Origin of the sequence: Aeromonas popoffii, from assembly GCF_037818705.1 — a bacterium.
Lineage (GTDB): Bacteria > Pseudomonadota > Gammaproteobacteria > Enterobacterales > Aeromonadaceae > Aeromonas > Aeromonas popoffii.
On sequence record NZ_CP149129.1, the window covers coordinates 3,174,485 to 3,187,623 of the forward strand.

Annotated in this window: 12 protein-coding genes; all 12 read right to left on the reverse strand. The window is 56.3% G+C overall.

Going from position 1 to position 13,139, the window contains the following annotated elements; genetic code table 11:
- Nucleotides 1–52: 52 nt before the first annotated feature.
- The 12 genes from WJM78_RS14430 to flhA all read right to left on the reverse strand — a co-directional run bounded on the left by WJM78_RS14430 (nt 53) and on the right by flhA (nt 13,056).
- Nucleotides 53–925, reverse strand: coding sequence for a chemotaxis protein CheW (locus WJM78_RS14430; protein ID WP_339010064.1), 873 nt, complete (start codon nt 923–925; stop codon nt 53–55).
- A complete protein-coding gene (locus tag WJM78_RS14435) occupies nt 922–1,716 on the reverse strand; it encodes a ParA family protein (RefSeq protein ID WP_212514098.1) in 795 nt (264 codons plus the stop codon). The genes WJM78_RS14430 and WJM78_RS14435 overlap by 4 nt, the downstream gene beginning before the upstream one ends.
- Nucleotides 1,717–1,720: 4 nt before the next feature.
- Nucleotides 1,721–2,635: a flagellar motor protein MotB gene (locus WJM78_RS14440; RefSeq protein WP_339010067.1), complete on the reverse strand. Its 915-nt coding sequence runs from the start codon at nt 2,633–2,635 to the stop codon at nt 1,721–1,723.
- Between the two features lie 2 nt (nt 2,636–2,637).
- Complete coding sequence (locus WJM78_RS14445) at nt 2,638–3,375, reverse strand: flagellar motor protein (protein ID WP_339010068.1); 738 nt, start codon at nt 3,373–3,375, stop codon at nt 2,638–2,640.
- 2 nt (nt 3,376–3,377) lie between these two features.
- A complete protein-coding gene (locus tag WJM78_RS14450) occupies nt 3,378–4,493 on the reverse strand; it encodes a protein-glutamate methylesterase/protein-glutamine glutaminase (protein WP_275929632.1) in 1,116 nt (371 codons plus the stop codon).
- Nucleotides 4,494–4,525: 32 nt separating this feature from the next.
- Nucleotides 4,526–6,670 carry a chemotaxis protein CheA gene (locus WJM78_RS14455; protein WP_339010073.1) on the reverse strand — a complete coding sequence of 715 codons (2,145 nt, stop codon included), beginning with the start codon at nt 6,668–6,670 and terminating at the stop codon, nt 4,526–4,528.
- An 11-nt stretch (nt 6,671–6,681) separates the two neighbouring features.
- A complete protein-coding gene (locus WJM78_RS14460) occupies nt 6,682–7,422 on the reverse strand; it encodes a protein phosphatase CheZ (RefSeq protein ID WP_042034092.1) in 741 nt (246 codons plus the stop codon).
- A gap of 12 nt (nt 7,423–7,434) precedes the next feature.
- Nucleotides 7,435–7,818, reverse strand: a complete 384-nt coding sequence (gene cheY, locus WJM78_RS14465) for a chemotaxis response regulator CheY (protein WP_010634617.1) — start codon at nt 7,816–7,818, stop codon at nt 7,435–7,437.
- Between the two features lie 111 nt (nt 7,819–7,929).
- The gene (locus tag WJM78_RS14470; protein WP_339010076.1) at nt 7,930–8,649 is read right to left on the reverse strand and encodes an RNA polymerase sigma factor FliA; all 720 of its coding nucleotides are present in this window, start codon (nt 8,647–8,649) and stop codon (nt 7,930–7,932) included.
- Nucleotides 8,642–9,517 carry a MinD/ParA family protein gene (locus WJM78_RS14475; RefSeq protein WP_181364830.1) on the reverse strand — a complete coding sequence of 292 codons (876 nt, stop codon included), beginning with the start codon at nt 9,515–9,517 and terminating at the stop codon, nt 8,642–8,644. The genes WJM78_RS14470 and WJM78_RS14475 overlap by 8 nt, the downstream gene beginning before the upstream one ends.
- Nucleotide 9,518: 1 nt before the next feature.
- Complete coding sequence (gene flhF, locus WJM78_RS14480) at nt 9,519–10,937, reverse strand: flagellar biosynthesis protein FlhF (protein ID WP_339010078.1); 1,419 nt, start codon at nt 10,935–10,937, stop codon at nt 9,519–9,521.
- A 16-nt stretch (nt 10,938–10,953) separates the two neighbouring features.
- A complete protein-coding gene (gene flhA / locus WJM78_RS14485; protein ID WP_339010080.1) occupies nt 10,954–13,056 on the reverse strand; it encodes a flagellar biosynthesis protein FlhA in 2,103 nt (700 codons plus the stop codon).
- Between the last annotated feature and the right edge of the window lie 83 nt (nt 13,057–13,139).

The following is a 13,139-nucleotide window of genomic DNA, read 5'->3' on the forward strand; positions in this document are numbered from 1 at the left end:
GAAAACGTCTACTGGTAAAACTAGCAATAAAAGAGCATAAGTGCAGAAGTTATCAGCGACCTTCTATGTTGACCCCGCGCTCCAGCAGCAGGAGCAATTCCCTGACGTGCAGCAGGGCACACATCTTCTCCTTGACCATGCCCGCCAACCAAGGGCGCTTGCCCTCCTGGTGACGCCATTTGACCTGATCACGATGCAATAACTCTGTGCCCTTCAGATGATGACAGGCGAGTCCCCAGGGAGATTCACCCAGCATAATCAGATACTTGTAATCCGGTATTTCCAGATGCTGCCCCGGCATCACCCACTGTGCTGTGTCCACCACGTTCATCTTCTGATCGCGCAAGGTCATGATGCCACGATACCAATCCGGCTGACCGAACAGTGATGAGACCTCTCCCATCTGATGGATACCGCCAAGCTCGGTCAGGGGCACCGCAAAGGTAACCCCGGCGACGTCGAAAAAGAGCGCCTGAAACTCCTTACCGGTATCGATATTCTCCCAAGTCGATGGGGCGGCCTCTGCCTGAGGGGCCAGTTCCACCGCAGTCTCTGTCATCACCAGCGTCGACGGCTCTGCCATCGCAGGGGCAGGCATCTCCTCCAGCCATACTGGTTCAACGAGCAGCAAGGTATCTTCGACCTCGATCTGCAGCGGCTCGCTGCTCACCTCTTCATGGCTCAGCGCGTCCATTTCAAACTGCACCTGCCCCACTTGGGCAAGCAGCTCGCTCAGTTGCTCGAGTCGCTCATCGGCCTCCAGATAGGGTTGTACCACCACCTCGGACTGTGCCTGAGGCTGGCGTTGCAGCCGGATCGCGGGCGCAGGTTCCGGCTCCTCTGGCAGATCAGGCAACAGCGCCTCATCCAGCAACAGGGAGTGGAAGTAATCATCCATGGCCCTCACTTGGGTTGTGTCTCTCATGATGCCACCTCATGAGCACGTTGACGCTCCTGGGCATCAAGATAGTTGAGCAAGGTCTCATAGGCATATGTGCCGCGACTGCTCGGCGAATAAATAGAAGGGGGAATGTGGAGCAAGCTGGCATCCCGAAATTTGGTGTCTATGGGGATGACGGCGTTCCATACCGCATCGCCATGTTGATCCTTGATGGACTTCAGTGTCATCAGAGAGGCGCGGGTACGCTTGTCAAACATGGTGGGGATCACGGTGAAGCGGAACTTCTCCCGCTTGGATCGCTGCATGATTTCGAAGGTCTTCATCATCCGCTCCAACCCCTTTAGGGCCAGGAACTCAGTCTGAACCGGCACCAGGATCCGATCGCAGGCTGCCAGGGCGTTGACCATCATGACCCCCAGCACAGGCGGACAGTCGATGAGCACATAGTCATACTGATCCTGAATCCGCAGCAGGGCACGCTTGATCACTAACCCCATGCCTTCCCGGTTGCCCATCACCCGATCCAGAGTGGCAAGGGTAATGGAGGCAGGCAGCAGGTGGATGTTGTCAAACTTGGTTCGCAGCGTCAGTTTATTGACCAGCTCGGCCGTCGGTTTGACGGCCTGAAACAGCTCATAGAGGGTACCGTCCAGCCGATCCGAGTCAAAATCGAGATAAGAGGTCAGGGAAGCATGGGGATCGGTGTCAATCAATAGCACCCGCTGGCCACGCTGGGCCAGGATACCGGCTAACGCGACTACTGTGGTGGTTTTACCGACCCCACCTTTTTGGTTGGCAACCGTCCAAACAATCACTGTATCAATCCTGCCTTGTTGTTATACGTATGCCACCACTTGGCAGAGTGATCACCTTGACCTCGCCTGCCTCTACCGCCTGTTGCACTGCTGGAACCGGCGCCACCATCACAGGCTTGGCGGGAGCTGCGGGTGGCGTCCATGCGAACTTGGAAATAGCGACCACCACCTTGCGATTCTGTAAGCGTCCCTGTTCGCTGTCATTCTCGGCAAAGGGAGAAAACTCCCCGTATGCCTCGTAGGCAAGCCGCTGTGGTGCTATGCCCTTGGCGATGAGAGCGGTGAGCACTGCTTCGGCCCTTGCCGCAGACAACGTCCAGTTGGAGCGAAAAATTTCATTATTTATCTGCTGGTTATCTGTATAGCCTCTCACTCTCACATAGTTATCGACCGGTTTCAGAATACCTGAAAGCGTATTGAGCACAGGGTAGGCATTGGTGCTCATAAAAGCACTGCCGCTGCCAAACAAGAGACCCGAGCTCAACTCGACCGTCAGCCAGTTGTCGTCCAGCGTAAGCTTGACCACCCCGGCCTCGATCAGAGCGCTCATGCTCTCTTTCAGTTGCGAATCTATCTTCGCAAGAGCCATACCATCTTGTTTGATGGGCACACCGGAAATGGGAGCAAGGGAGGGGGAAGGTGGCATAGCACTCTCCAGCACTGAGGGTGCGGCCGATATCTCGTTGTTCAACAGCGACTGCCCCTGCCCTTCCAGCAGGCCATCACTGCGTGGCTGCATGACGTTGAACGCCTGGGTCATGCCGTCGATGACGGCGCGATATTTATCTTTGTTGACCAGGGCCACCGAATAGAGCACCACAAACAGCGCAAAGATCAGCGTCATATAGTCGGCGTAGGAAACCAGCCAGCGATCGAGATGTTCTCGACCTTGCAGATGCAAACGATAGCGCTTGCGCATGGCTACTCTCCTTTCAGATAAGCCTTCAACCGCCGTTCAACCTGCGGGCCATTCTCACCGTGGGCAATCGCCATCAATCCTTCCAGGGTCATCTCCTGGAACAGGGCGTAATGATAATGAAAGGCGCGCAGGCGGTTCGCAATCGGCAGATAAAAGAGGTTGGCAAAGCCGACCCCGTAAATGGTGGCAACAAAGGCAACGGCAATGCCGGCACCGAGGGCTGCCGGATCCTCCAGATTGAACATGGCCTGGATCAGACCCATGACCGCACCTATGATACCAATGGTCGGACTATATCCCCCCATGGCCTCAAATACCCGGGCCGAGTGCTCGTTACGCTCCTGCTCGATGTCGATATCCGCTTCCAGCAACATGCGAATATCCTCAATCGACACTCCATCCACTATCATGGTGAGCCCCTGGCGGGTGAACTCGTCACTTTCCTGATCAGCCTGATTTTCCAGCGCCAGCAGGCCCTGCTGGCGGGCGAACACCGCCCATCCCTGCAACCGTTCAGCCTGATTGAGCAGACCCCAACCCGGGGGGAACAACATCCAGCGCAGCTGCCTGATCGCCTCGAGCAGATATTTGCGTGGTGTCTGCAAAATGACGGCACCCCAGGTACCACCAACAACGATGACAAATGCCGGTCCGTCGAGCAGGGTGAGCAGGGTTCCACCATGCCATAGCTGAGCAACGGCAATGGCTCCCAAAGCCAGGATCAGGCCAAACATGCTCATCTTTAGCGACCCAGCTCCACCAGGATACGTTGTGCTACCCGATCCAGCGGCAGTGACTCAGTGGCGATACCCGCCTTGGCGACGGCTTGTGGCATACCGTATACGACGCACGAGGCTTCATCCTGGGCCCAGATGGTGGATCCTTGCTCCTTGAGCAGACGCGCCCCATCCCTGCCATCCGCCCCCATGCCGGTCAATACGATGGCGAGCACCTTGTCGGCATAGGTCTTGGCTGCCGATGCGAAGGTGATGTCCACGCAAGGCTTGTAGTTAACCTTGTCATTGCCATCGACGATCCGGATGCGAGCACCGACTCCGCGCCCTTCCAGCAACATCTGTTTGCCACCCGGCGCCAGATAGGCGTGACCAGGTTTGAGTACATCACCATCCTCCGCCTCCTTGACCCCTATCTGACACAAACCGTTGAGGCGAGCGGCAAATGCAGCGGTAAAGGTTGCCGGCATGTGCTGGATCAGCAGAATCGGATGAGGAAAATCACCCGGTAATTTGGTCAGCACATTTTGCAGCGCCACCGGACCACCAGTAGAGGTACCAATAGCCACCAGCTGGTAAGTTTTCCCGCTGCGTTTAAACGCGGCAACCGGTACGATTCGCGGTGGCTCGACCTGACGATCGCCGGGACGTGGCAACGAACCGACCAGTGGGCTGCGAGCCGCAGGTTCAGGCGCCTTTGGCCGGGCGCTGGCACCCATCAGGAAACGCTTGCGCGATATTTCCTTGACCCGCTGTTGCAACAAGCGAACTGCTTCGTCCTTGTCACGGGCGATATCTTCGAACTTCTTGGGCAGGAAATCGAGGGCTCCCGCATCCAGGGCATCGAGGGTGGCCTTGGCCCCTTCATGGGTCAGGGAGGAGAACATCAGGATCGGAGTGGGGCACTTGGCCATGATCTCGCGCACGGCGCTGATGCCATCCATCACGGGCATCTCTATGTCCATGGTGATCACATCAGGCCGTAGAGCCAGTGCTTTGTCTACCGCTTCCCGTCCATTCTGGGCCGTATCGATCACCGTCAGCATAGGATCCTGATTGATGATCTCACTGACCCGGCGGCGGAAGAAGCTCGAGTCGTCGACAACTAATACCTTAACTGCCATTGTTATTTTTCTAACTCCTTGGGCCTGAGCTATCAATGTCTACGCGCATATGCTTTGAGCAGACTCGGCACATCCAGAATGAGTGCAATACCACCATCGCTGGTGATGGTAGCCCCGGCCATGCCCGGGGTTCCTTGCAGCAGGTTGTCCAGTGGCTTGATCACCACCTCTTCCTGGCCAATCAGATTATCCACGACAAAGCCTATCTGCTGAGTGCCAATCTGCACTATGACCACATGGCCCGTATCCTGCCGTGATTTCTTGTTTGTCCCTTTTACCAGCCACTTGTGCAGGTAGAAGAGAGGGATGGCCTTGTCGCGCACTATGATGGTGAGCTGACCGTCGACCATATTGGCCTTCTTAAGGTCCAGATGGAAAATCTCGTTCACACACCCCAGCGGCAAGGCAAATGTCTGCTCACCCACTTCCACCATCAGCGTAGGCAAGATAGCCAAGGTCAAGGGCACCTTGATCTCGAGGCGAGTGCCCTTACCCCAGGCAGAGTCAATATGCACAGAGCCGTTGAGGCTCACTATGCTGGTCTTCACCACATCCATGCCGACACCACGGCCGGAAATATCGGAAATCTCAGACTTGGTCGAGAAACCGGGAGCAAAAATCAGGTTATAGGCATCGCTGTCGCTCATGCGGGCCGCAGTGTCTGCATCCAGAACGCCACGATTGATAGCGATGGACTTGAGCTTTTCCGGATCCATGCCTGCGCCATCGTCTTCGATGCAAAGCAGAATGTGATCACCCTGCTGGGAGGCGCTCAGGGTAATGGTGCCCTGCCGTGGCTTGCCCGCTTTTTCCCGTACATCCGGCATCTCAACCCCGTGGTCACATGAGTTACGCACCAGGTGAACAAGCGGATCGGCAAGGGCTTCGACCAGGTTTTTGTCCAGATCGGTTTCTTCCCCGACCATCACCAGCTCAATATCTTTCTTGAGGGTACGGGCCAAATCGCGCACAACCCGGGGGAAACGACCGAATACTTTCTTGATAGGCTGCATGCGCGTCTTCATCACGGCGCCTTGCAGGTCTGCCGTTACCACATCCAGGTTGGCAACCGCTTTTGACATGTCCTCATCGTTGCTGGCGATCCCAAGGCTCACCAGACGATTTCGTACCAGCACCAGTTCACCCACCATGTTCATGATGACGTCTAGCGTTTTGGTATCCACCCGCACAGTGGTATCGCTTTGCACCGCATTCTCTGCTGGTGCAGCGGCTTGCTTGACGGGGGCTGGTGCCGGTTTAGCGGCAGCAACCGGTGCTGCTGCTGGTTTGGGGGCTGGTGTTGACTTGGCGACGGCGGCTGGCACCAGCGCTGCGACCGTTGGTGCAACAGGGGGCGTGATGCTGGTTTTTGGCCCTTGGCCACGACCATGTAATTCATCGAGCAGGCGTTCGAATTCATCATCATCGATCAGCTCGTCAACCTCTTTTTGCACCGACTTCAACGGGTTGATCTCAGGCGCGCCGCTATGCTGACCCTGACCATGCAGCTGGTCGAGCAAGGCTTCGAACTCATCATCTGTGATATCGCCCGTACCAGTCAGCGCGGGGCTCGCAACCGGCGTCGGGGCTCCGCCGACGCCGTGGAGTTCATCGAGCAAGCGCTCGAACTCATCGGCTGAGATTTCATCAATGGAGCCGCCACCATTGACGGCCACGGGTTCGGCAACCGCTTCAGGCTCAGGAGCCGCGCTCACCTCGTCAGCAGATGCCGCAGTTTCTACAGGCACACTATTGCCTGCCGAGGCAGTCAACAACTGCTCCTGCCCTTCAGGTTTGCAGAGCTCATGCAGGTCATGCAAAATTTCAGCGGAAGCAGGGCTCGGCGGTTCTCGATTTTGCACCTGGGCAAACATCACATTGATGGCATCCAGCGCCTGCAAAATGACATCCATCAATTCCGCCGTGACGGTTCGCTTGCCATTGCGCAAGATATCGAACACGTTTTCGGCACCGTGACACACGTCTACCAACTCACCCAGAGAGAGAAAACCGGCGCCGCCTTTGACGGTATGGAAGCCGCGAAATATGGCATTCAACAGATTCTTGTCATCGGGTCGCTTTTCCAAGTCGACCAGTTGTTCGGACAACTGTTCCAATATTTCGGATGCTTCGACCAAAAAGTCTTGCAGTATGTCTTCATCAACTTCGAAGGCCATGCGTCACTCCATTAAAATCCCAGGCTAGACAGCAGATCGTCCACATCATCCTGACCATTGACCACATCGGAACGAGTCTCCGGGTTCATGATGGGGCCTTCAGCTTCAATCCGGCTTACAGGAAGGCTGCGAGATGAATGCTCAACAGATGCCTCACCAAACATAGTCAGCATTTCTATTAATTTAGTTTCAACTTCCTGCACCAACTTGATGACCTTGCGGATCATCTGGCCGGTCAAATCCTGAAAATCTTGCGCCATCAGGATCTCTGTCAGCAGTTGCCGTAATTTATCGGCATCAGATTCAGAAGCCTTAATGAAATCATCCAGTTGGTGACATAAAGACTTAAATTGCCCGACATTCATGTCCCTGTTCATCAGGGCATTCCAGTTGGGCATAACCAACTGAATATTGTCGTTGAGCCGGTCGGCAATCGGCAAACTGGCTTCCACCGCATCCATGGTGCGGTTGGCTGCCTTGTCTGTCATGTCGATGACGTAGCTTAGACGTTCTCGGGCATCGGGAATTTCATGGGTTGCCAGGTCGGGGATCCGGGAATCCAGCCGGAAATCTTGTAAGGAGCTGTGCAGTTGTCGGGTCAGTTGACCCACTTTGTCAAACAGAGCTGCCGCATTGGGAGCACATGCATCTGCGATGATAGTATCGGCCTGTTCAAATTCGCCTTGCTCCAGATGGGCAACAAGCATCCTTGCCTGATCGAGCGAAATCATTGCACTCGTTTTGGCCTTCATCCATGCTGCTCCTTAGCCGATTCGTTCAAAGATTTTGTCGAGTTTCTCTTTGAGCGTTGCAGCGGTGAAAGGCTTGACTATGTAGCCATTGACGCCCGCCTGAGCGGCTTCAATGATCTGTTCGCGCTTGGCTTCAGCGGTCACCATCAGTACCGGCAGATGCTTGAGCTTGTCATCGACACGAATAGCCTTGAGCAAGTCAATGCCTTGCATACCGGGCATGTTCCAGTCGGTGACGACAAACTGAAAATCACCATTTTTCAACATTGGCAAGGCCGTGTTGCCATCATCTGCTTCGTGGGTATTGTTAAATCCCAGGTCACGCAGCAAGTTCTTGATAATCCGGCGCATCGTTGAAAAATCGTCAACAATGAGGATTTTCATGTTCTTGTCCAAAATTCCCTCCTAAATAGCCGCTATAGCGGCTCACTTACATGATGCAGATCGCAGGTTTTATTATGCGGATTATGCCTTAGAGTTTTGTTTCAGTGTAGCCAGTACAAACACTTATACATGCCAATCTCTTAAACGAGCGCGTAATCTGTGCATCGCCTGACTATGTATCTGGCTCACACGAGACTCGCTAACGTTCAATACCTCGCCTATTTCACGCAAGTTCAGTTCTTCATCGTAGTAAAGGGAGAGGACCAGTGCTTCCCGTTCCGGCAGACGGCCTATGTGTTCGGCCAACGCGCCCTGAAAACGCTCGGCCGCCAGCTCGTCAAACCCATTGTTGCCTGCTGCGTCATCGGGATGACCTATCACATCTTCGCTGACCCCCAGATCCTCGATACCGATGATCTTGCCGCAGGAGACATCCTGCAGCATGGTGTGATACTCGCCGAGACTGACCCCCATCTGGGCAGCAACCTCGGTATCACGGGCATCACGACCGTGCGCTTGTTCAACATTTTCGATGGCTTCAGCGATGGCGCGGCTATTGCGGTGCACCGAACGTGGCACCCAGTCCCCCCGCCGGATCTCGTCGAGCATGGAGCCACGGATGCGGATCCCTGCGTAGGTTTCAAAACTGGCGCCCTTGCTGCCGTCAAAGTTACGGGAGGCTTCGAGCAGCCCAATCATACCTGCCTGGATCAGGTCATCCAGCAAGACACTGCTTGGCAGGCGAGCCAACAAATGCTGGGCAATCCGTTTCACCAGCGGAGCATGACGCTCGACCAGCACATAGGAATCCTGATGACGCAAGTACGCTTGGGCTTTATTCACGGGAACCTTCCTGTGCTATGACCGGCCTTTGCAGCAAATTTTCCAGGAAAAATTCGAGATGACCACCGGGTTGGTTAGGAATGGGCCAGCTTGCCGCCTTGTTGGCGAGGGCGCGAAACGCCAGCGCCGCAGGTGACTTGGGGAAGGCTTCGACAATCAGCTTCTGCTTGCGCACGGCGGCGCGCAGGTTGGTGTCGTAAGGTACACACGCTACCAGCTCCAGCGAGGTATCCAGAAAGCGATCTGTGACCCGGGTCAGCTTGGCGTAGAGCTCCTGCCCTTCGCGCAGGCTGCGCACCATGTTGGCCACCACCTTGAAGCGAAACACGCCATGATCCTTGGAGAGGATCTTGATCAGCGCGTAGGCATCCGTGATGGAGGTCGGCTCATCGCACACCACTATCATGATGTCCTGGGCGGCGCGGGTGAAGCTCAGCACCATGTCGGAGATCCCCGCCGCTGTATCCACCAGCAGTATGTCAACTTGGGTCTTCATCTCACTGAAGGCGCGGATGAGTTCGGCATGCTGCACCGCAGAGAGCTCGACCATAGACTGGGTGCCTGATGTGGCCGGCACTATCATCATGCCGTAGGGACCCTCGACTATGATGTCGTCTATGGTGCACTCACCGGCCAGCACATGGGAGAGATTGCGATGTACCCGCAACCCCAGCATGACGTCAACGTTAGCAAGGCCAAGGTCGGCGTCCAGTACCATCACCCGTTTGCCTTGTGCGGCCATGGCGCCTGCCACGTTCAGAGTCACGTTGGTCTTGCCCACGCCACCCTTGCCACCGGAAACGGCGATCACTTTTACTCGATTGTTTTGACGCATTTTGCGCAGACCACTCGCCTGATCCATATACATGTTACTCATAAAACTCCGAATCTTCGGCCTCGCCAAAGCCTGCACCCCAGAAATAGGGTTCTTCTGTTTCCCGCTCCAGCGAGCCCATGGCAGCTCCGACGAGCTGCGCCGCATTGGCAACTTGAATATCTTCCGGAACCCTTTGTCCATCAGTGATATAGCTGATGGGCAGTGCATTCTGGATACATACGTTAATCACTTCGCCCAGATTCAGACTCTCATCCAACTTGGTAAGTATGCAGCCGCTTAATGGGATACGCCGGAAGTGGTCCACCGCCTCCTGCATCACCCGACGCTGGGAAGTCGCGGACATCACCAGGTAGCTGCGGATGCGTACCTTGGCATTCTTTACCAGTGTATCGAGCTGCTCGGTCAGACGGATATCACGCTGACCCACCCCGGCGGTATCGATCAATACCAACCGGCGATGGCGGAACTGATAGAGCGCATTGGCCAGCTCCTCGGCATCCCGTACCTGACGTACCGGACACCCCATGATGCGACCATAAGTCTGCAATTGCTCGTGGGCCCCGATCCGGTAGTTATCCGTGGTGATAAGCGCCACCTGCTCGGCGCCATACTTCATGGCAAACCGCGCCGCCAGTTTGGCAATGGTGGTGGTCTTGCCCACCCCGGTCGGTCCGAGCAGGGCAACCGCCCCACCCTGACGTAAAATATCGTCTTCGCTGATCTTGAGCTGGGCTGTCAACACCTCGGCCAGCTGCGCCATGGCCTGATGGATGGACATATCCTCAGGGATAAGGCCCGCCAGCTGATCGGCAAAGGCATCGTCAAAGCCTATTTTCTTGAGCTCCTTGATGAGCAGGGCCCGCATAGGTTCACGGCGTTCCACTTCCTGCCACATCAGTCCGGAGATCTGGTGCTCAAGCAGCTTGCGAATGCTGGCCATCTCCTTGCGCATCCCTTCCATCTCCTGCTCTCGCGGCGCAGGTTGGGGAGCACGACCTGGGGTCGCCACTCTGGCTTTGGGCTTGGCAGGCTCGGGAGCCGCCCCCCACTGACCCTGTTCGGCCAGCGTGCGGGGAGCTGAACCCGCGGCGGCAACGGGTGCAGCCCCCTTGAGACCGGCCGGATTGGCCGGGTTCAACTTCTGTTGACGCGCCAACAGGGCAGCCAGGGTATCGGCATAGTGTTCGTTCTGCTCCTGGGCCTGGCTGGGCACAGGACGGGTCATCTGCCGTCCGGCAGACGAGATATTGACGCTCTCATCGTTCAACTGACGGCGAACCGGCGCTTCTGTGGGCCCCAGGACCTGGGATTGATAATCGACAGCGGCGACTATCTCTACCCCACCAGTGACCTTCTTGTTGGACATGATGACGGCGTCGGGCCCGAGAGTCTCCTTGACCTCGGCCAGAGCCGTTCGCATGTCCTTGGCAAAAAACCGCTTAATCTTCACCCGTCATCTCCGCTAACTAGTTCTGTCCTACCGCACTGACGATGCGGATTTGCTTGTCATCAGGCACTTCCTGATAAGACAGAACGCGCAATCCAGGAATGGCATTCTTGACAAATTTCGCCAGGGTATTGCGCAGTATCCCTGATGTCAGAAGCACGGCCGGTTGGCCTTCCAGTTCTTGTCGTTGAGTGGCTTCCACCAGCGAGCGTTGCATCCGCTCTGCCAGGCCCGGCTCTATGCCAGCGCCATCACCACCCCCTGCCTGCAGGGATTGATGCAATATACGTTCCAATTCTGGTGCCAAGGTGATCACCGGCAGCTCGGGGTCCGGACCGGCAATCTCTTGCACGATCAGGCGACGCAGGGCGATACGGCAGGCGGCCGTCAGCACTTCGGGATCCTGACTGCGCGGGGCGTATTCCACCAGGGTCTGCAGGATAGTGCGCATATCACGGATTGGCACGCCTTCATTGAGCAAGTTCTGCAATACCTTCACCAGGTTACCCATGCTGATGACTTCAGGAACCAGTCCTTCCACCAGCTTGTTCTGATGCTTCCCTATCATATCGAGCAGCTGTTGCACTTCGTCATGACCCAGCAGCAGGGCGGCATGGTTGGAGAGGATCTGGCTCAGGTGAGTGGCGACCACGGTGGCAGTATCCACCACTGTATAACCGAGAGTCTGGGCCTGGGAGACTTGCTCCTTGGCGACCCACACAGCCTCCAGCCCGAAGGCGGGATCATGGGTGGCGATGCCCTGGATCTGGCCGAACACCTGACCCGGATTGATGGCCATCTCCTTATCATGGTAAACATTGGCCTCGCCGGTACTGACCCCCATCAAGGTGATGCGATATTGGTTGGGCGCGAGATCCAGATTGTCGCGAATGTGCACGGCAGGCACCAGAAAGCCGAGCTCCTGGGAGAGTTTCTTGCGCACCCCTTTGATCCGGTTGAGCAGTTCCCCGCCCTGATTGCGATCCACCAGCGGGATAAGCTGATAGCCCACCTCCAGCCCTATGATGTCCACCGGCAGCACGTCGTCCCAGCTCAACTCTTTCTGCTCATGGGGTTGATCGGCCGTGGCGGGCATCAGTTGGCCCTTGGCAGCCTTGGCGGCGGCCCGCTTCTCGCGGCGCAGCAGCCACCAGGCACCGGCAGCCGAGAGGGCCCCCAAGCTCAGGAAGGCAAAGTGCGGCATGCCGGGTACCAGCCCCATCATCAGCAGGATGCCAGCCGAGATGATCAGCGCCTTGGGATTGTCAAACAGCTGACCCAACACCGCTGTGCCCATATCCTGATCCGTGTTCTGCCGAGTCACTATAATGGCTGCCGCGATGGAGAGCAGCAGGGAGGGGATCTGCGCGACCAGACCGTCACCGATAGCCAGCAGGGTATAGATTTCGGCCGATTCACTGAAGGTGAGCTGGTGCTGCATCATGCCGATAATGAAGCCCCCGATGATGTTGATAAAGAGGATCATGATGGCCGCGATGGCATCCCCTTTGACAAACTTGGAAGCACCGTCCATGGAGCCGTAGAAGTCAGCTTCCTGAGTCACGTCCTGGCGACGCTTCTTCGCCTCTTCCTGGTTGATGAGGCCGGCGTTCAAATCGGCATCTATGGCCATCTGTTTGCCTGGCATGGCATCCAGGGTAAAGCGGGCGCTCACCTCGGCAATCCGCCCGGCCCCCTTGGTAATCACCACGAAGTTGATGATCATCAGGATCGTAAAGACGATGATGCCGACGGCATAGTTGCCGCCGATCACCACGTTGCCAAATGCCTCGATCACATGACCGGCCGCCGCACTCCCGTTGTGGCCTTCCAGCAAGACCACCCGGGTTGACGCCACGTTGAGCGCCAGACGCAGCAAGGTGGCAAGCAGCAAGACGGTTGGAAAGGCGGCAAATTCGAGGGGGCGTCGGGTATAAACGGCGACCAGCAGCACCACAATAGAAAGCGCAATATTGAAGGAAAAGAGTACATCCAGCATCAGCGGCGGTATGGGCAGAACAACCATACCCAGAGACGCCAGCACCAACAGCGGTGTCCCCATCCCCTTGGTCAGCAATCCCCTGTGCTCTTTCAATCGGCCCAATGAAGCCTGGAATTTCATCGTTTTTCTCAATCTCAAACCGCTGGTACAAGATTAAAGCAAACATCAAGCCAACAATTCAATACATTGATTTTAAATGATTT